General features: G+C 66.3%; 18 protein-coding genes and 1 pseudogene. 6 read left to right on the forward strand and 13 right to left on the reverse strand.

The window, feature by feature from the left end:
• Positions 1 to 49: 49 nt before the first annotated feature.
• The 5 genes and pseudogenes from BVE01S_RS04540 to BVE01S_RS04555 form a co-directional block, all read right to left on the reverse strand.
• Positions 50 to 1816, reverse strand: coding sequence for an oleate hydratase (locus tag BVE01S_RS04540; RefSeq protein WP_066624837.1), 1767 nt, complete (start codon positions 1814 to 1816; stop codon positions 50 to 52).
• A 44-nt stretch (positions 1817 to 1860) separates the two neighbouring features.
• Positions 1861 to 2724 (reverse strand): 3-hydroxyacyl-CoA dehydrogenase, encoded by an 864-nt coding sequence (locus BVE01S_RS04545; protein WP_003169322.1) that lies wholly within the window; start codon positions 2722 to 2724, stop codon positions 1861 to 1863.
• A 49-nt stretch (positions 2725 to 2773) separates the two neighbouring features.
• Positions 2774 to 3220 (reverse strand): annotated as a pseudogene (locus BVE01S_RS17440) (acyl-CoA thioesterase); the annotation flags it as partial.
• Positions 3217 to 3840 carry a TetR/AcrR family transcriptional regulator gene (locus BVE01S_RS04550; protein WP_066625030.1) on the reverse strand — a complete coding sequence of 208 codons (624 nt, stop codon included), beginning with the start codon at positions 3838 to 3840 and terminating at the stop codon, positions 3217 to 3219. The gene BVE01S_RS04550 and the pseudogene BVE01S_RS17440, both read right to left, overlap by 4 nt.
• 363 nt (positions 3841 to 4203) lie before the next feature.
• Positions 4204 to 4392 carry a hypothetical protein gene (locus BVE01S_RS04555; protein WP_003169318.1) on the reverse strand — a complete coding sequence of 63 codons (189 nt, stop codon included), beginning with the start codon at positions 4390 to 4392 and terminating at the stop codon, positions 4204 to 4206.
• A gap of 470 nt (positions 4393 to 4862) precedes the next feature.
• Here BVE01S_RS04555 and BVE01S_RS04560 point away from each other — a divergent pair, with 470 nt between their 5' ends.
• A complete protein-coding gene (locus BVE01S_RS04560) occupies positions 4863 to 6122 on the forward strand; it encodes a tyrosine-type recombinase/integrase (protein WP_084375294.1) in 1260 nt (419 codons plus the stop codon).
• Here BVE01S_RS04560 and BVE01S_RS04565 read toward each other — a convergent pair.
• Positions 6079 to 6369: a helix-turn-helix transcriptional regulator gene (locus BVE01S_RS04565; RefSeq protein WP_066624841.1), complete on the reverse strand. Its 291-nt coding sequence runs from the start codon at positions 6367 to 6369 to the stop codon at positions 6079 to 6081. The two genes, BVE01S_RS04560 and BVE01S_RS04565, sit on opposite strands and share 44 nt — an antisense overlap.
• Before the next feature lie 136 nt (positions 6370 to 6505).
• On the opposite strand from BVE01S_RS04565, the gene BVE01S_RS04570 reads away from it, so the two are divergent.
• The 5 genes from BVE01S_RS04570 to arsH are packed head-to-tail and all read left to right on the forward strand — an operon-like array spanning position 6506 to position 9530.
• Positions 6506 to 6841, forward strand: coding sequence for an ArsR/SmtB family transcription factor (locus BVE01S_RS04570; protein WP_003169314.1), 336 nt, complete (start codon positions 6506 to 6508; stop codon positions 6839 to 6841).
• Between the two features lie 7 nt (positions 6842 to 6848).
• Positions 6849 to 7274, forward strand: coding sequence for an arsenate reductase (glutaredoxin) (gene arsC, locus BVE01S_RS04575; RefSeq protein ID WP_003169312.1), 426 nt, complete (start codon positions 6849 to 6851; stop codon positions 7272 to 7274).
• The gene (arsB, locus tag BVE01S_RS04580) at positions 7271 to 8359 is read left to right on the forward strand and encodes an ACR3 family arsenite efflux transporter (RefSeq protein WP_054765657.1); all 1089 of its coding nucleotides are present in this window, start codon (positions 7271 to 7273) and stop codon (positions 8357 to 8359) included. The genes arsC and arsB overlap by 4 nt, the downstream gene beginning before the upstream one ends.
• A complete protein-coding gene (locus BVE01S_RS04585; protein ID WP_066625033.1) occupies positions 8359 to 8778 on the forward strand; it encodes a GNAT family N-acetyltransferase in 420 nt (139 codons plus the stop codon). Before arsB ends, BVE01S_RS04585 begins: the two co-directional genes overlap by 1 nt.
• Entirely contained in the window at positions 8775 to 9530 is a 756-nt protein-coding gene (arsH, locus tag BVE01S_RS04590; protein WP_003169308.1) for an arsenical resistance protein ArsH, read from the forward strand. Before BVE01S_RS04585 ends, arsH begins: the two co-directional genes overlap by 4 nt.
• Positions 9531 to 9716: 186 nt before the next feature.
• On the opposite strand, the gene BVE01S_RS04595 is transcribed toward arsH, so the two are convergent.
• The 7 genes from BVE01S_RS04595 to lspA all read right to left on the reverse strand — a co-directional run bounded on the left by BVE01S_RS04595 (position 9717) and on the right by lspA (position 17598).
• Entirely contained in the window at positions 9717 to 10826 is a 1110-nt protein-coding gene (locus BVE01S_RS04595) for a Fic family protein (protein WP_066624843.1), read from the reverse strand.
• Between the two features lie 228 nt (positions 10827 to 11054).
• Positions 11055 to 12986: a cytochrome c/FTR1 family iron permease gene (locus BVE01S_RS04600; protein WP_003169303.1), complete on the reverse strand. Its 1932-nt coding sequence runs from the start codon at positions 12984 to 12986 to the stop codon at positions 11055 to 11057.
• A gap of 163 nt (positions 12987 to 13149) precedes the next feature.
• Entirely contained in the window at positions 13150 to 14550 is a 1401-nt protein-coding gene (lpdA, locus tag BVE01S_RS04605) for a dihydrolipoyl dehydrogenase (protein WP_197273300.1), read from the reverse strand.
• Positions 14551 to 14622: 72 nt separating this feature from the next.
• On the reverse strand, positions 14623 to 15882 hold the full coding sequence (locus BVE01S_RS04610; protein ID WP_054765659.1) for a cytochrome P450: 1260 nt from the start codon (positions 15880 to 15882) through the stop codon (positions 14623 to 14625).
• A 163-nt stretch (positions 15883 to 16045) separates the two neighbouring features.
• The gene (locus tag BVE01S_RS04615) at positions 16046 to 16480 is read right to left on the reverse strand and encodes a MerR family transcriptional regulator (protein ID WP_054765660.1); all 435 of its coding nucleotides are present in this window, start codon (positions 16478 to 16480) and stop codon (positions 16046 to 16048) included.
• Positions 16481 to 16534: 54 nt separating this feature from the next.
• On the reverse strand, positions 16535 to 17077 hold the full coding sequence (locus BVE01S_RS04620) for an MAPEG family protein (protein ID WP_054765661.1): 543 nt from the start codon (positions 17075 to 17077) through the stop codon (positions 16535 to 16537).
• The gene (gene lspA / locus BVE01S_RS04625) at positions 17074 to 17598 is read right to left on the reverse strand and encodes a signal peptidase II (RefSeq protein ID WP_082382684.1); all 525 of its coding nucleotides are present in this window, start codon (positions 17596 to 17598) and stop codon (positions 17074 to 17076) included. The genes BVE01S_RS04620 and lspA overlap by 4 nt, the downstream gene beginning before the upstream one ends.
• Between the last annotated feature and the right edge of the window lie 98 nt (positions 17599 to 17696).

Here is a 17696-nt window from a genome sequence, read left to right on the forward strand (position 1 = left end):
TCGTCGTCAGCCATCCTTCACCTTCCTTCGGGACGACGTCGCGCTTCGCTCACTCCGATATCAGGTGAAACTCCTCGATCAGTTTCGCAATCTCGGTGCCTTCAAGCTTCTTCATCAGCAGTTTGCGCAGGAAGGCGGGGCCGGGGACTTCTATGCCTTCGCCATCCCGCAGAGGCGTGACGGCGGCCAGCAGGGTGCGGATGTCATAGGTGGAGTTGAACACTTTCGGCACGCCGCGTTCCACATTCATCAGCGTATAGACGGCCTCCATCGGCGTACGCACCGAATATTCGGTGGTGAAGATGCAGTCGCGTTGTTTCGATTCCGCGAACTGCCCGATGAAGGCGAAGTTGACGGCGCCTTCAGGCACCACGTCCGGCCGGTCGCCGGCTTGGCGCGGCATGAAGAAGGCGGTGATGTAGGGCATCATGGTCGGGACGGTGCTGGCGCCCTTGGCGGCGAGTTCCGCAATCTCCTCCACCGGGACGCCGAGGTGATAGAGCCATTCCTGGGTGATCTCCTCGCCGGTGCAGTCCTGCATGGGCTTCTTCACATAGTCGCCGGGGGTGTCGACGAAGAGGGCGTAGAACCAGGCGATCATCTGGTCCTTGGGCTGTTTCTTGAAATGCGGCTGGCGATGCACCGTCCAACTGAGCAGCCAACTGGAATCCTTGACCGTGACGATGCCGGCGGAGACGATCTTGCCAGAGAACGGGTTCCGCTTGGTGATCTTCTCGACATAGTGGGCGATCCGCGGATCGAAGGCGGTGATCGAGGCCGAGGCCCATTTGGTCTCGGGAATATGGGCGCCGAACACGTCCGGACGTCCGAAGGACGGATCCTTGGCCGCGATGCGTCGCCACAGGTCCCAGGCGGGAGCAGGGCCTTCCTTCAGCTTCGCCGGCGTGTGATGGTCGCCGTTGTCCGAGTTTTCCGTCAGCGATCCGATGGTGATGAAGACGAGATCGTCGTCGCCGAGATCGACCCCGCCCTCCTCGCCCTTCTCGATCCAGTGAATGCGGGTGGCCTGTTTGCGTCCGTTCTGGATGTCGAAGTCCACATCCGTGACCTCCACGCCGTAGCGGAACCGGACGCCACGTTCGGTCAGCCATTTGACCAGCGGCAGGACCATGGATTCATACTGGTTGTAGCGGTTGAACTTGAGCGAGGAGAAGTCCGCCAGGTTGGCGATGTGGTGGATGAAGCGGTGGAGATAGAGCTTCATCTCCAGCGCCGAGTGCCATTCCTCGAAGGCGAACATGGTGCGCCAGTAGAGCCAGAAATTGCTCTTGAGGAAGTCCTCGCTGAAGACCTCGTTGATCCGCTTGTTCTCCATCTCCTCGCGGGTCGCCAGAAAGATGGAGATTAGATCCTTCTGCGCCCGGTCATTCAGCGTCAGCAGATGCTTGTCCGGGACGTCCTGGCCCTGGTTCTGGGTTGTACGCTGCAAGGAGAAGTTCGGATCGTCCCTGTTGAGCCGGTAGAATTCGTCAAGAACGCTGGCGTCCTCGATTTCTAGCGAGGGGATCGAGCGATAGAGATCCCACAGGCACTCGAAATGCTCCTCCATCTCGCGACCGCCGCGGATAACGAAGCCCTTTTCCGGCACGTCCAGCCCGTCGAGCGCCCCGCCGGGAATCTCCAGTTCCTCAAGGATGGTGATGCGATCACCGGGCACGCCGCCGTCCCGGATCAGGAACGCGGCCCCCGCGAGACCGGCCAGCCCCGATCCCACAAACCACGCCGTCTTCCTGTCGGCGCCCTCGGGTTTGCGGGGACGAACAAAGGCCTCATAGTTTCCACTGCTGTAGTGCACGGCGAACTCCTTCGGTTGGGCGTGGGGGAGGATTTGGTCAGGGCTCAGTCGGTGGATTTGTAGCTGTAGAAGCCTTCGCCGGAGGCGACGCCCAGCCTGCCCTTGTCGATGTAGTTTTCCTTCAGCCAGGCGGCGAGCGCGCGGGCGCGGGCGTCGCCCTGCGACAGGATGTTGTAGGGCGTGTTCAGGCCGATGACGTCGTACATCTGGAAGGGGCCCATCGGCGCGCCCGTCGCGATCCGCCAGACCTTGTCGACATCGTGGGGATCGGCATAGCCGCCCGCCGCCAGATCGGCGGCGGCGTTCAGGAATGGTGCCAGGAGGGAGTTGAGGATGTAACCGGCCTTTTCCTTGCGGATCGGGATCGGCTCCATGCCGATGTCCGCAGCGAACTTCAGGACGGTCTCGAACACCGACGGATCGGTGTCGTCCGTTCCCATGACCTCCGCGGTGTTGAACTTCCAGATGTTGTTGGCGAAATGCAGCGCGAGAAACCGGTCGGGTCGGCCGGTGAACGCCTTTAATGCGCTCGGCAGAAGGGTGGAGGAGTTGGTGGCGAAGATCGTCCTGGCCGGCGCGAGCGTGGCCAACTGTTCATAGACCGCCTGTTTGAAAGCCAGAACCTCGGGCACGGCCTCGATCACGAGATCCGCATCGGCGACGGCGGCCGCCAGATCCGTCGACAGCGTCAGACGCCTTATGGCCTCCGCCTCCTTTCCGCCGACCGCGCCCGGAACCTCCTTCCGGTACGTCTCGACCAAGGCCGCCAGTCGCAGGCGCGCCTTGGCGAGGACGTCGTCGCTGACGTCGCAGGCAATGACGTCGAAGCCGCTGTAGGCGGTCTGAAAAGCGATCTGGCTTCCCAGGACGCCCGTCCCGATCACGACCACCTTCTTGATTTCGCCCATCGTCGGATTCCTGTTTCAGTTGTCCTGGAGAAGGAAACGGCGCCGCCATGTCAGGCACGACGCGAACAAGCTTGTGGGTGCATCGATCGATCACGGCCCATTCGGCCAGGCCCGCGACGACGACCCGGCCCTTGACGTCAATGAAGTCGATCCGGCGCCGGTAGCGCGCGCCGCGGAGCGAGTCCTCGACCCAGGTGACGGCGGTCACCGCCTCTTCGGCCGCGATACTGCCGCGGTAATCGACCTGATGACGCAGAACCACCGAGACGTAGCGGTCCACATCGCCCGGGGAGGCCATGGCGAACCAGTGCGCCACCGAGGCGTCCTGGATCCAGACGATCCAGACCGCATTGTTCACATGGCCGAGTTCGTCGATGTCCTCGTCCTGCGCCTGGAAGCAAAGGTGGAACCGCCGCTGTTCGTCCACCTCGCCCTTCAGGGGCGCGCCGGACGGATGACAGCCGATTCGACGATGCCTCGGCAGGACGGAGGTCATCCCCGGACGCTTTCGAGAGGGCTGGCCTGCAGGCCCGCGGTGGCGCGAAAGAAGGCCAGCAACATGGCGTCCCGGGCGGCGGCTCCTTCGATATCCCCCTGGACCGCCAGCCCCATCCAGAGGCCGTAAAGACCGATCCCGGCCTGGAACGGCGGCAGGAGAGGGCGCAGGTCGAACCTTTGAGCCAGTTCCTCTATGAGGTCGCCGAACAGTCGATAACAGGACGCCTTGCTCTCGCGATGTCGTTCGGCGAAGTCGGGATCCCGACGGGCGTGTAATTGCAACTCCACGGACAGCAGGGACCATTCGGGTTGGGCCGCCAGATCGGACAATCGGCCCGCCAGACCAAGCAGGGTCCGTTCGATGTCGTCTCCATCGGCGCGGCGGATCAGATCGCGGAGGAACATCACCTCGTCATGGATGTGCGTCTCCATGATCTCGACGAGCAGGTCGTCCTTGGTGGCGAAGTTGGAATAGAAGGCGCCCTGGGAATGACCGGCCGCGCCGCAGATGTTGCGGATCGACAGGGCGGCTACGCCCTTCTCGACGATCGAGGCGTGGGCGGCCGCCAAGAGGCGACGTCGGGTCCGCCCTTGCGCTTCCTTCCGGTTGACCCTCATAGCGTCGTGACCTTTGCCGTCGTCGTGGAACATCAACTCACATATCACACGATATTCGAGTCGCATATCGTGTGATATTTGAAATATGGCAGCCAGGAGAGTGTTTCGCCCGGCGTCCGGGCCGCCGGGCCTGGACAGGTTCAGGCGTTCCTGCCGGCGGCTATTCATTCATCGATGAACGAAGCTTGCACGATGCTGCGCTGCAACATAAGTTCGGTGTCGCCCTTCCTGGGGCGTTTTCCTCCCTATGAACTTCGGGGCCGCATGACGGCCCCTTTTTTCTGCCGAGAAACCATCGCGGGCCTGTCCGCCTGCTCCGGACGTCGCCTCCAGGCCGATCGGGCTCGCGCCGATTGGCGGCGGTTACTGGGGCCGCCTGACGAGCGCCACTTCCATTCCGCGTCGCGTCACCAGGATGCTGAACAGGTCCGGACTGGCTGCGAAGCGCAGTTGCGCCAGGAGTTGCGCTTCTGCGGGGTCGACCGCCTCAACGGTTTCGGCCATCAAGTCGGTGCTGCGTCCGTCGTCTAGGATGAGTTGATATTCAGCCATCCGCCCCCTCCATCGCCTTCCACGGTCATCCAGGCGAACAGCCTATGAAGAGGCGCGGCCGGTGTCTTTGACTTTTTTGAACCGAGAGGGCGGCGCTCCTGTTTCGTCATACCCGGACATCTGCGGTAAGCATCGCCGCGGGCTCCTCAGTTGGACCCGTCGGCCCAGGCGGAGAGTCAGGGAATGATTCAGAGCTTTCGGTGCCTTTCGACGCCACTTCCGAATCTACCACTAAAACACTGACTTACAAGAAAAATATGTTCGCTGCCTCTCGGTATCTATCGAGGGGCAGCGAACCCGTGTGTCGGTATGCCAGACGGTCTTTCTCCCGTTGCCTCTCGACCCCCCGATTCATACCCTCATAGGGCTGAGGGCGTCCTGACGGTCTTTTTTCTGAAACAAGCCTATGAGTTTCTTGAAGAAATCGCTGCCGAAGACCCCGAAAACGCCTGACGGTCTTTTGGAGTAAAATTCGCAAGCTAACCGACGCAGAATTGCGAAATACGCGAGGGAAATCAAAAGCGTACAAAAAGACCGACAGGGACGGTTTGTACGTGCTCGTAACACCGACAGGCGGCATCGCTTTCCGGTACGACTATCGCTTCAACGGGCGGCGCGAGACGGTGACCTTCGGTTCCTACGGTCCGGCGGGACTCTCCCTGGGGGAGGCGCGGGAAAAGCTGCGTGAAGCGAAGCGCCTGATCGCCGAGGGCGTTTCACCGGCGCTGGACAAGCAACGCGTGAAACGCAGGCTGAGAGAGGCCCAGCGGTTTGAACAGGTGGCGATCCGGTGGATGGACCACGCTCCGATGGCCGACAGCACGCGCCAGATGCGACGGTCGATCTTCAACCGAGAGGTTTTGCCCGAATGGCGAAACCGGCTCCTGAACGAGATCACGCCGAACGACCTGAGAGCGCACTGCATGACCATTGTGGATCGCGGCGCCCCGGCGACGGCCATCCATGTTCGCGACATCGTCAAACAAATCTACGCCTACGCCATCCTGCACGGCGAGAAGATCGACAATCCCGCCGACGGGGTCGGGCCGGCGTCCATCGCGACCTTCCGGCCGCGGGACCGGTCGCTGTCGCCGAGCGAGATCCGGATCGCGCTGAACCTGCTGGGGGAGGTGGCCACCCTGCCGACCATCCGTCTCGGGCTGAAGTTCATCCTGCTGAGCATGGTGCGGAAGAGCGAATTGCAGGACGGGACCTGGGACGAGGTCGATTTCGAGAACGCAGTTTGGTCGATCCCGAAAGAGCGGATGAAGCGGTCGCGGCCGCATAACGTCTACCTGTCGACCCAGATGCTCGACATCCTGATCGCGCTGAAGACCTGCGCCGGGAACTCTCGCTACATCCTGCCGTCGCGCTATGACGCCGACGCGCCGATGTCGCGGGCGACTTTCAACCGGGTGACCAGCGCCATCGCCGAGCTGGCGCGCGAGCGCGATCTGCCCCTGGAGCCCTTCACGGTTCACGACCTGCGCCGGACGGCCTCCACGCTCCTGCACGAGATGAGTTTCAACTCGGACTGGATCGAGAAATGCCTCGCCCACGAAGAGCGATCTTCCCGCGGCGTGTACAACAAGGCCGAATTCGAGGCCCAGCGGCGCCACATGGCCCAGCAGTGGTCAGACGCCGTGGACGCCTGGGAGGCGGGGCGCGGATTCACGCCGGATCTGACTATCCCGGAAACGGCCGGCCCTCGTTTCGATCCGCGGCTCTGACCGGGCGGGTGATCCGCTTGCGGACATCGGGCGGCGGCGCCCGGCGGATCGGCTTGGCCCGCCGAAGCGCCAGCCAGGCTTCCACCTCGGCCAGGTCCCAGACCACGCAGCGCGGGGTCAGCAGGAAGCGCCGGGGAAACTGGCCGCGCTGCTCCATCTCCCAGATGGTGCTGTCCGCCAATGGCACCATCTGACGGAGCTGCGGCTTCTTGATCGTGCGCCTCAGCGGCGGGTCGGCCTGGGCCATCGAAGATCTCCATGTTGTCATGGGAATCGAACTCGAAAGGCTGCGGCAGGCCAAGCCGCCAAACTCTCCACCGTAAGCTTACGGCCGGCTGCAGAGCGGGGATTGCACATTTCTATAGTTCGACTAGTTCGGAAATATGGAAACCGCAGCCTCGATTCTTGCTCTCGCCGCCCTGGCGCAGTCGACGCGGCTGGAGGCGTTCCGACTTCTCGTGCGGCACGAACCGGCCGGTCTGCCGGCCGGTGACATCTCCAACCATCTGGCGATCCCGGCCAATACCCTGTCGTCGCATCTGGGGGTGCTGTCCCGAGCGGGACTTATCAAATCGGAGCGTCGCAGCCGGTCGATCATCTACCGGGCCGATCTGGACCGGCTGCGCGACCTGGTCCTGTTCCTGCTCAAGGACTGCTGCGGCGGCCGGGCGGAGCTATGCGAGCCTCTGCTGGCCGAACTGACCCCCTGCTGCGCCTGAGGATCCCGTGGACGTCATCATCTATCACAACCCGGCCTGCGGGACGTCGCGCAACGCTCTGGAGCTCATTCGCCACGTCGGCATCGAGCCGCACGTCATCGAGTATCTGAGGTCGCCGCCATCGCGCGTCATGATCGCCTGGCTGGCCGAACGAACCGGCAAGCCGCTGCGCGACCTGTTGCGCGACAAGGGCACGCCCTTCGCCGACCTGGGCCTCGGGGACCCGGGCCTGACAGACGATCAGTTGCTCGATGCGATCGAGGCCCATCCGATCCTGCTCAATCGCCCGATCGTCGTCAGTCCTCTCGGCGTCGGCCTGTGCCGACCGTCCGAGGCCGTTCTGGACCTCCTGCCCGCCGATGATCTCAAGCGGTTCACCAAGGAGGACGGCGAGGTCGTCATCGAGGCGGCTGGCCTTCGGGTGGCGCGATGATCGATACGCCGGTCACCGACGCGGCCCCGCCGCGCCGCCTGTCCTTTCTCGACCGCTGGCTGACGGGATGGATCTTCGCCGCCATGGCTTTGGGCGTCGCACTGGGGACTCTGGTTCCCGGCCTGCCCGCCTGGGTCGACGGCCTCTCGGTCGGGACCACCAACATTCCGATCGCCATCGGCCTGATCCTGATGATGTATCCTCCGCTGGCCAGGGTCCGGTACGAGGAACTGCCGCGCGTCTTCGCCGACAAGCGGGTGCTGGCCCTGTCCCTGTTCCAGAACTGGGTGCTGGGCCCTGTGCTGATGTTCGCCCTTGCGGTCATCTTCCTGCGCGACCAGCCGGAATACATGACCGGCGTGATCCTGATCGGGCTGGCGCGCTGCATCGCCATGGTGCTGGTCTGGAACCAACTGGCGCGGGGCGACGACCAGTATGTCGCCGGTCTCGTCGCGTTCAACTCGATCTTCCAGATCCTGTTCTTCAGCCTCTACGCCTGGGTCTTCCTCACCGTCCTGCCGCCCCTGTTCGGCCTGCAGGGCAGCGTGGTGGACGTCAGCGTCTGGACCATCGCCGGCGCCGTTCTCGTCTACCTCGGTCTTCCCTTCCTGGCCGGCTTCCTGACCCGGCGCAGCCTGATCGCCCGCCGCGGGGCCGACTGGTACGAGCGGCGCTTCCTGCCGCGCATCGGACCGATCACCCTGATCGCCCTGCTGTTCACCATCGTGGTCATGTTCAGCCTGAAGGGCGGCGAGGTGGTGGCCCTGCCGCTGGACGCCCTGCGCATCGCCATTCCCCTGACCATCTACTTCCTCGTCATGTTCGTGGTCAGCTTCCTCATGGGCAAGCTGATCGATGCCGACTACCCGCGCACGACCGCCCTGGCCTTCACCGCCGCCTCGAACAATTTCGAGCTGGCCATCGCGGTGGCCATCGCGGCCTTCGGGCTGACCTCGCCGGTCGCCTTCGCTGCGGTCATCGGTCCGCTGGTCGAGGTGCCGGTGCTGATCCTTCTGGTCTCGGTCGCGCTGTGGATGGGCCGACGCTGGTTTCCGGACACGGCCCCGCCGGCGGACGCCGCCTGATGGTCGTGCTGCATCTCCTGGACGCGGATGACGCCGGCCTGATCGCGGCCCTGCAGGGCGAGGGCCTGCCGGAGCCCGGGGCCGGCCGCTACTTCCGAGCCGACGACGACAGCGCCCTGGCCGGCTACGTCGGCCTGGACGGAGAGGGGCGGGACCTGCTGCTGCGCTCCCTGGTCGTACTCGCTGGCCTGAATTCGCGGGGGCTCGGGAGCCGGATCCTGAGCGCCGCCGAGGCCGCGGCGAGCGAGCTGGGCGGAGAACGGCTCCACCTGCTCACCACGACGGCCGAGCCCTTCTTCGCCCGGCGCGGCTTCGCCGCCGCAGATCGGGCGGCCGCGCCCGCCGCGATCCGGCGAACCCGCGAGTTCGCAGACATCTGCCCGGCCTCGGCCGCCTATCTGACCAAGGATCTCGGATGATCTTCGCCCGCCTGCGGCCGCTGCCGGATCCCGATCATCTGCCGGCCCTGGACGCGGCCTATCTGTCGAGCAACCCGGCCGCCGGCCTGGGTCCGCACGACCACCCGCCACGCATCCTTCTCCTGTACGGGTCGCTGCGCGAGCGCTCCTATTCGCGGCTCTGCGTCGAGGAAGCGGCCCGCTTGCTGCAGCGCATGGGATGCGAGACCCGCATCTTCGACCCCTCCGACCTGCCTCTGCCGGGCTCGCCCGGCGACGACGACCATCCGGCGGTGCGCGAGCTGCGCGAGCACGCCCTGTGGTCGGAGGGCATGGTCTGGTGCAGTCCGGAACGGCACGGCCAGGTCTCCGGACTGATGAAGCTGCAGATCGATCACCTGCCATTGAGTTTGGGCGGCATGCGCCCGACCCAGGGCCGCACGCTCGCGGTGATGCAGGTGTCGGGCGGTTCCCAGAGCTTCAACGCCGTCAACACCCTGCGCCTTCTGGGCCGCTGGATGCGGATGATCACCATTCCCAACCAGTCGAGCGTGGCCAAGGCCTTTCAGGAGTTCGACGAGGCCGGCCGGATGAAGCCTTCGGCCTACTATGAGCGCATCGTCGATGTGATGGAGGAGCTGGTGCGCTTCACTGTCCTCACTCGACCGCACGCCACCCAGCTCGTGGACCGCTACTCCGAGCGCAAGGCGGCCGGCAGTCCGGTCGAGGCCGCAGCGGATCTCTCCGCCATCGCCATCGCGCGTCAGGCGTGAGGCCGCGTCGGCGGCGCCTTGCGGCGTCGCGCGCCTGGCAAAGGTGGTAATTCGCCACTTCTGGCGAATTAGGCGGGTTGTTGGCGGTAACTCGCCAGATGTGGCGAATTGCGATCCTCCCTGTTGAGGCTCGGGTCTTGAGCGACCGACCTGGCGAAGTGCCGTGCCGGCGTCGTGCGGTCCCGCCTATCCTCGATCGACCAGCGAATAGCTTGTGCTGCGCCCGCCGCCTTCATCCTTCACGAGGATGCCCCGCCCCACCAGATCGTTGATGTCGCGCAGGGCCGTGTCGGGCGAGGACCTCGTCAGCGCCGCCCATTTGGTCGAGGTGAGCTTGCCTTCGAAGCCGTCGAGCAGCCGGTTGATGACCGTGCTCTGGCGCTCGCTCAACGTCTGACCTGCTAGCGCCTCCCAGAAGCGCGCCTTGCGCATGACATGCGTCAGGGTGGTTTCCGCGCCATCGAACGCGCGATCGAGGCAGCCGAGGAACCAGTCCAGCCAGAGGGACACGTCCAGCGCGCCTTTCTGGGTCGCCTCCAGGGTGGCGTAGTAGTCCTTGCGCTCCAGCCTGATCTGGGCGGACATGCTGTAGAAGCGTTGAGCGCTTTTCTCGGAGCGGGCGAGCGCCATGTCGGCGATCGCCCGCGCGATCCGGCCGTTCCCGTCGTCGAACGGGTGGATGGTCACGAACCACAGGTGGGCGATCGCGGCCTTGAGGACCGGATCCGTCCGCGGCTCGTCATTGAACCAGTCGAGGAACGCCCGCATCTCGTCCTGCAGACGGTCGGCAAGGGGCGCTTCATAGTGCACGCGCTCTCGTCCGAAGGGGCCCGAGACGACCTGCATCGGGCCGGAGCTCTCGTTGCGGCAGGCGCCGACGACGATCCTCGTCATGCCGCTGCGCCCGGTCGGAAACAGGGCGGCGTGCCAGGCGAACAGCCGTTCCTCGGTGAGCGGAGACGCAAAGTTCTGGGTCGCGTCGAGCATCATTTCGACGACGCCTTCGACGTTGCGATCCGCGGCGGCGAGGGCCCCGATATCCATGCCGAGGCGGCGGGCGATGGAGGATCGCACCTGATCCTTGTCGAGCAGCTCGCCTTCGATTTCGCTGGATTTCAGGACATCTTCGGTAAGGGTCTCGAGGACGGCTTCAGCGCGGAGGTCGAAGCCGAGCGTGTGCATCCGGCCAAGCAGAAGGCCCTGGCGATGACGGACGGCTGCGAGGCGATCGGCAAGCGCGTCAGCGCGCCAGTCCAGACGCGGCCAGCCTTCGATCTCATGGATGTATTGCGCCATTCCCCGCACTCCTTGCGGAGAATATGGGCGCTATTCGCCGCAAGAGCAAGGTTATTCTCCGCGCGAAGTGCGGAGAATAGGGCGCCTAATCTCCGCACCAAGGGTGGTCTCCGCACGCTATCGGCTGCGGCCCCGCACCTTGGGTATCCGCGGACTGCGCGGCTATCGGCGCCCAAGCAGCTCCGAAACCCTGCCAACGGGTCGCAGTTGAGGGCCTCAGACGCCCGCTCAAGAGGCTGGGCGCGCGCCTTTCGGCGCCGCATGCCGGGAGAAGCCGACCACGAGGATAGCGATCGTCAGAAGCTGAACGGCGACGCCTTCGACCGTCGGATAAAGACCGAGGATCTCGATGCGGGGGATCCACGCCAGCGGATGGACATCGAGCCAGCCCGCCTCCTGCAGCGCCGCCACCCCCTTGCCGACGAGGACGACCGACAGGATGGCCATCAGGATCGAGCTCAGGGAGAAGAACCGGCCGATCGGGAGGCGCTTGCTGTAGGCCAGCAAGGCCCAGGCCACCACGGCCAGGATCGCCACCGCCGTAAGGGCGCCGGCCAGCATGCCGAGATGGCCGCCCTGGCTCCAGATCGCCGCATAGAACAGGATGGTCTCGAACACCTCGCGGTAGACCACCACGAAGGCCAGCAGGAACAGGAACCAGGCCGACCGTTTCGACAGGGCGTGAGAGAGCTTGTCGCGGATATAGGTCTGCCAGGCGTCGGCGTGCGACTTGCCGTGCATCCAGATGCCGACCGAGACGAGCACGACGGCCGCCAGAAGCGAGCCGAACCCTTCGGTCAGCTCCCGGCTGGCGCCGCTGATGGAGATGAAGAAGGTCGCGGCCGCCCAGGTGGCGCCGCCGGCGACCAGCGCGGCCACCCAGCCGCCGTGGACGTAGCGCAGCACCTCGGGACGTTCGGCCTTCCTGAGGAAGGCGATCATCGCCACCACGATGAGGATGGCTTCCAGACCTTCGCGCAGCAGGATGGTGAAGGCGCCGAGGAAGCTGGCGAGATTGTCCGCCTCCTGGGGCGCGAGTGCGCGTTCGGCCGTGTCCAGCAGGGCGTTCGCGCGGGCGACCCGGTCCGCGACCTCCTGGGCCGGCGCGCCCCTGCTGATCGAGACGCGCAGGTCGGTCATGGCCGTCTCGACCCGCCGCAGCAAGGCGCCGTCGCGGGCGCCCAGCGCCGGCTCCATCGGTTCGACGCCGTCGAGATAGGCCGACAGGGCCAGGTCGGTCGCGGCCCTGCGATCGCCCCGGCGATAGGCGGCCTCGCTTTCGGCCAGTCGCGTCCGGGCCAGGGACAGGGTCGATCCCTCGGCGCGGACCGTCGCCTCCGGGTGGCGGCGCAGGTAGGCCGTGACCGCCCGTGCCTTCGTCTCGCCGATCCTTGTCGCCAGCTCGGCCGGCGTCGCCTGGGTGAGGGCGGCCAGGTCCGGGAAGACGGCGCGGATCGCCGGGTCGCTCTCCCAGAGGCGTCGACCTTCGGCGGCTTCGGCGTCGGTGAAGGCGAACCGGCCCACGTAGAAGGCCAGGGCCCAGCGGTCCTCGGCCGGCAGATGGGCGAAGCTGGCCATCGCCGTGCCCTCCAGCCCCTGATCGATGACCTGGTAGAGGCCGAACACGCTGCGCTGACGGGCGCGCTCCACATCCGCGAAGGCGATCGCGGGCGGATCAAGCCCCTCGGCGCCCGGGCCGTCGGCGCGTCCGGTCACGCCATGGCAGACCGAGCATTGCTCGGCATAGAGCGTCGCGCCGCGGGCCAGATCAGGCGGGAACGAAGGCGCCAGCGGGCTCGGATAGGCCGTCAGCACCGCGCCGGCGAGCGCCTTGGCCCGGTCGCCAACGACGCGCGGATCCGCCTTGTCCCTGATGGCCGCCTGCAGGGCCTCGGCGTCGCGGACCAGACCGGCCTTGGCCGGATTCGGCGGCAGGGCGTCCAGGCGGGTCCGGATCTGGCCGCCGAACTCGATCATCTCCCCGTATTCGGCCGGATTGGTCACCTGACCGTCGGCCACCGCGCCGGCGTAGTCGACCGCTACATAGTCGAGCAGCCGCCAGGCGACCTGGGCCTCGGAGGCGGACGGCGTCTGGGCCAGGGCGGGCGCGGCCAGCCCCAGGGCGAACAGCAGGGCAAGCAGACGGAGCAGAGGACGCATGGTCAATCCAGATGTGAACGGCTCGCATTAGCATTCAGGCGGCGACGCTGTCGCGCTTTATTCGCGACGCGGCCGGGCTCGTAGGCGGCTACGGGTCCTCTACGCCCGCCGGGACGCCTCGGCGCCGCGCGGCCAGCCCGGGCAGCCACGCGACGGGCGGTCGTTACAGGTGGATCGTGCGGTCGGCCACAGCCAGGCATGCCTCGCGCAAGGCTTCCGGAAGCGTCGGATGCGCATGGCTCGTCCGCGCCACGTCTTCGGCCGCCGCGCCGAATTGCATGACGGCGACCGCTTCATGGATCAGGCTGCCCGCGTCCGGCCCCAGGATGTGCACGCCGAGAATCCTGTCCGTGCCGGCGTCCGCCAACACCTTGACCAGCCCGTTCTTCTCCAACCGCGCCTTGGCCATGGCGTTTGCCGAGAACGGAAAGCGCCCGACGCGATAGGCCACGCCGGCCGCCTTGAGGTCGTCCTCGGTGCGCCCGACTGAGGCCAGTTCCGGCCAGGTGTAGACGACGGCCGGGATCGTTCCGTAGTCGACATGGCCCGCGGCGCCGGCAAGGCGCTCGGCAAGGGCGATCCCTTCTTCCTCCGCCTTGTGGGCCAGCATGGCGCCGCCGATGACATCGCCGATGGCGTAGACCCCTTCGGCGCTGGTTCGAAAGCCGTCGTCGACCGGAATATAGCCCCTTGGGTCCGGCTTGATGCCGACCGTCTCCAGATCGAGTCCGTCGGTGGCGGGACGTCGGCCAATGGACACGAGCACGACATCGGCCTTGATGGTTCCTCGCGCGCCGTCTCCCATGGGCTCGACCTCAAGGACGACGTCGTCCGCCTCCATTCGCGATCCGACCACCTTGTGCGCCAGGCAGAATTGGAAGCCCTGGGCCTCGAGCACCTTGTGCAGCGCCGTCGACATCTCTGAATCAACGCCGGACGCGATCCGGTCGAGCACCTCGACGACGGTGACCTCGCTGCCGAGACGGCGCCAGACGGAGCCCAGCTCCAGTCCGACATAGCCGCCGCCGATCACCGCCAGATGGCGCGGCGCCGCCGTCAGGCTGAGGGCGCCCGCCGAGGTGACGATCCGCTGCTCGTCGATGGGCAGGTCCGGCAACGTCGCCGCTTTCGATCCGCTGGCGAGCACGATCGCCTTGCGGACCTGCACCTCGAAGCTGCCGTCCGGGGCGCTCACTTCCACACGGTCGCGCGACAGCAGCCGGCCGCGGCCCTGCAGGCGGGTGACCTTGTTCTTGCGCAGGAGGTAGGCGACCCCTTCACCAAGCTCCGTCACGACCCTGGCCTTGTGCCGCATGACGCCTGCAAGGTCGGCCCGCACATTGTCGACCAGGACGCCGAAAGCCTCGAGATTGCGGGCCATCTCCAGCCGCTCTGTGGCCTGCAGCAGCGCCTTTGACGGAATGCACCCGATGTTCAGGCAGGTTCCACCGAGGAGTTCCCGGTCGTCGATAACCGCCACCGACATGCCGAGCTGGCTCGCCCGGATGGCGCAGGGGTACCCGCCCGGCCCGCCGCCGATTATCACCAGGTCATAGGATGTCATCGAAGCCATCGCGTCAGCCTTCGCTGTAAGTGAAAGAGGGACGAAGGCGCCGGCCACCCGCATGAGCAAACATCAGGCGCCGCCCTCACGCGGGGAAGTCCGACGCGTCATCATTCGGAACCCGCTCCTGGGGAGGGCCGGAAGGCGGCGGAAGTCGATCTCCAGATCCTGAGCCGGCAGCCGGTAGTTCAGGCCGGCGAGCAAGCCGAGGGCCCGCTCCATCAATTCGACGACGATGCTTTCGCCGGGACAACGGTGACCGGTCAGGGCGTTCCCGCCGCCTTGGGGAATCAGGCCGAACGCGTCCCCGGAGCCGTCGATGAAACGCTCTGGCCGGAATTCGTCGGGATCGGTCCAGACGGCAGGATCGTGATTGGAGCCATAGAGATCGAGGATCACCTGCCGACCCACCGGGAAGTCAAGGTTGCGCCAGCGAAACGGCGCGCGCACACGCCCGATCACCGCCGGGAAAAACGGATAAAGGCGTCGCACCTCCTGAACGAAGGCGCGGCGGCGGCCGGCGTCCGCGGTGGCCAGACGGGCCGCCGCGGGGTGCGCCTGCATCGCGTGCGCCACAAACACGATATAGACCGAGGTCGCCACGGTCGGCCTCAGCACATTGGCCAGTTCGACCGCCGCCGTCCGGGCCGCCAACGGTTCGCCATCATCCGCGCTCGCCCAGGCCCAGGCGTAGGCGGCGGTGTCTGGATCCGGCGCCAGTCGTCCGGCGCGAATGCCCTCGATGATCGAGGCCAGCCAGGCGTCGACGCGTCGCCGCGCGTACCTCGACCACAGGTGGCGAGGCCCCCGCGATCCTGCCGCGTCAAACAGCGCCCTGAGGTGACTGACCCGTTTCGCTTCGTCGTCGGGATTCAGCGGCACCCCCGCCCAGCGGCAGACGGCGCGGGTGAGCACCGGCTGCAGGGCGTCGTACAGCACGATCTCTTCCTGGCCAGCCCATTCAACGGCCGCGCGTCGCCATTCCGCCTCGAACAGGTCGCCCAGCCGCGCGATCCGTTCCGGCGACATAAGAGCCATGAACACGCGTTTGCGGGCGCGGTGCGCTTCGCCATCCAGGCCCTGGACGCCGCCTTCGCCGAGCAGTGTGCGTCGGACAGGCGCCGGCATGGCGCCCGCGCGCGAGATGCGGGTCTCGTCGTAGAAGACCTGGGCCGCTTCGCGCCCTCTCAGACAGGCCGTCTCCTTCAGCGCCAGACGGGTCTCGATTGCGTCCGCGCCGGCCTGCTCGAACAGGCGGGAGATGCGCCTGTACGGGTCCGTCAAAAGGGCGAACGTCTGATCGGCGTGTCGCTGTGTCGATCGATGCGCCATCGAAGTCCTCCATGGACGAAGGGAGCGCGACGAGGGCCGCGGGATTACTCAAAACGTCGCGGTGACCCAATGGCTCCTGCATCATCCCGGGCCCGTTCTGACCTTCAGCGCCGACCTGCACGGCGAGGCCGAGGAGCGGTGCAAACCCGGGTCGGGTTCGTCTTCAAACCGGCGCCGAGGGATCGTGCAGGGCTTCGATCACCTTGCAGGCGGACACGCGGCCGCCGGCACATTCCGCCGTCATCCGCGAAAGCTCGCGTTGCAGGGCCCGGAGTCGGGCGATCTTATGCGTCACCTCCGCCAGATGACGTTCGGCGAGGATGCTGGCTTCGGCGCAGGGCCGATCAGGGTGATCGGACAGATCCAGCAGGGAGCGGATCGAGTCCAGATCGAAGCCCAATTGCCGTGCATGCCGAATGAACGACAGGCGGCGTTCCGCCGCGTCGTCATACATCCGCCGGTCGCTGGCGGTGCGCGGGGCGGCGGGAAGCAGGCCGATCTCCTCGTAGAAGCGGATGGTCGGGACCTTGACGCCGGTGGCCGCGGCGAGCTTGCCGATAGGGCGCAGGCCGGACGAGGCCGGGGAGGGCAGGGTCATCGCATCATCTCGCAGCAGCGGGCTGAAGGGCGGCAGGCGCAGGACGGAAAAGGATCATCGGCCCAGCCCCATGAGGACGATGGCGGCGCCGAAGGCGGCGATCGTGGAAGCGCCGGTAAGGGCCATGCCGAAGGCCCTGGCCGCCGCGCCCCGGGCATAACCGTGGGCGAACAACACGCGGCCGATCAGATAGAGGGCGACCAGCACCGGCAGCACGACCATCTCCTCGCCGCGCAGCACGGTGGCGAGCACCAGGTGGGCGCCCACCGCCAGGACCGTCTGCTCCAGGGTGTTCTGAAGCACGGCGGCAGGCACGGCGAGCCTCGAGCTGGGCGCCGCATAGGCGGAACCCGGCCGGTCGGCGTCGGACCGGAACCGGATGCTCGCCACGGCCCTCAAACAACCGGCGAGCCACAGGAAAACGAGGAGGTCCGCCTTCAGGGCGTAGGCCAGCCGATCAGCTGTCGCCATGTCCGGCGCGGCGCCCAGGAGACGTGGCGAAAGCCATAGCCAAGCTGACGCCACCGCCGCAGCGGTGATGAGAATCGCCAACCCCGAACGGACGGCGATCGCCTTCTGTTCGGCGGAAAAGGTCATCGCGCCGCCCGTCCCAGGGTCGACGTCGCCGGGCGGCCGTCCGAGCCCCGGACGGTCAGGAGGAGCAGCGCCACGCCGCAAACAATGGCCGCATCGGCGAGGTTGAAGGTCGGCCAGTGCGCGTCGCCCCAATGAAGATCGATGAAATCCGTCACCGCGCCGGAGCGCAGACGATCGAGCAGGTTCCCGAGCGCTCCACCGGCGATGAGGCTCGCCGCGACCGCCGTGACGGCGCTTCGCGTACGCCAGATCCAGGTCAGCAGGACGCCGATGATCAGGAATGCCACGGCGCTCAGGGCCCATCGTCCCACCGCGCCCGAGTCTGCGAACAGGCCAAAGGTGACGCCGGGATTGAATCCCAAACGCAGCGCGAGGAACGGCGTGAGGTCCACCGGGCTCTCGAGTCGGGCGCGAGCCGCGGCCTTGGCGGCCTGATCCAGAGCGGCGATCAGCATGAAGAACGAGAAGGCGATCGCCCGCATGCGGCTGGGACCGCGTCGCGACGGGTGCATCGTGATCATGAGGCCTCCTGTGGATTTCGTCCGATTGTGCGTCCTCTAGCTACTAGAGGATCAAGTCGGTTCCGCCAAACCGCGTCTTTTTGGGCGAGGCATCCATT

The organism is Brevundimonas vesicularis NBRC 12165, from assembly GCF_001592205.1.
GTDB lineage: Bacteria > Pseudomonadota > Alphaproteobacteria > Caulobacterales > Caulobacteraceae > Brevundimonas > Brevundimonas vesicularis.

Excerpts from the sequence above, each read along its gene's own strand:
- BVE01S_RS04545 (WP_003169322.1), bottom strand. The coding sequence starts at position 2,724 with ATGGGCGAAATCAAGAAGGTGGTCGTGATCGGGACGGGCGTCCTGGGA.
- BVE01S_RS04550 (WP_066625030.1), bottom strand. The coding sequence starts at position 3,840 with ATGAGGGTCAACCGGAAGGAAGCGCAAGGGCGGACCCGACGTCGCCTC.
- BVE01S_RS04555 (WP_003169318.1), bottom strand. The coding sequence starts at position 4,392 with ATGGCTGAATATCAACTCATCCTAGACGACGGACGCAGCACCGACTTG.
- BVE01S_RS04565 (WP_066624841.1), bottom strand. The coding sequence starts at position 6,369 with ATGGCCCAGGCCGACCCGCCGCTGAGGCGCACGATCAAGAAGCCGCAG.
- BVE01S_RS04570 (WP_003169314.1), top strand. The coding sequence starts at position 6,506 with ATGGAAACCGCAGCCTCGATTCTTGCTCTCGCCGCCCTGGCGCAGTCG.
- arsB (WP_054765657.1), top strand. The coding sequence starts at position 7,271 with ATGATCGATACGCCGGTCACCGACGCGGCCCCGCCGCGCCGCCTGTCC.
- BVE01S_RS04585 (WP_066625033.1), top strand. The coding sequence starts at position 8,359 with ATGGTCGTGCTGCATCTCCTGGACGCGGATGACGCCGGCCTGATCGCG.
- arsH (WP_003169308.1), top strand. The coding sequence starts at position 8,775 with ATGATCTTCGCCCGCCTGCGGCCGCTGCCGGATCCCGATCATCTGCCG.
- BVE01S_RS04595 (WP_066624843.1), bottom strand. The coding sequence starts at position 10,826 with ATGGCGCAATACATCCATGAGATCGAAGGCTGGCCGCGTCTGGACTGG.
- BVE01S_RS04600 (WP_003169303.1), bottom strand. The coding sequence starts at position 12,986 with ATGCGTCCTCTGCTCCGTCTGCTTGCCCTGCTGTTCGCCCTGGGGCTG.
- lpdA (WP_197273300.1), bottom strand. The coding sequence starts at position 14,550 with ATGACATCCTATGACCTGGTGATAATCGGCGGCGGGCCGGGCGGGTAC.
- BVE01S_RS04610 (WP_054765659.1), bottom strand. The coding sequence starts at position 15,882 with ATGGCGCATCGATCGACACAGCGACACGCCGATCAGACGTTCGCCCTT.
- BVE01S_RS04615 (WP_054765660.1), bottom strand. The coding sequence starts at position 16,480 with ATGACCCTGCCCTCCCCGGCCTCGTCCGGCCTGCGCCCTATCGGCAAG.
- BVE01S_RS04620 (WP_054765661.1), bottom strand. The coding sequence starts at position 17,077 with ATGACCTTTTCCGCCGAACAGAAGGCGATCGCCGTCCGTTCGGGGTTG.
- lspA (WP_082382684.1), bottom strand. The coding sequence starts at position 17,598 with ATGATCACGATGCACCCGTCGCGACGCGGTCCCAGCCGCATGCGGGCG.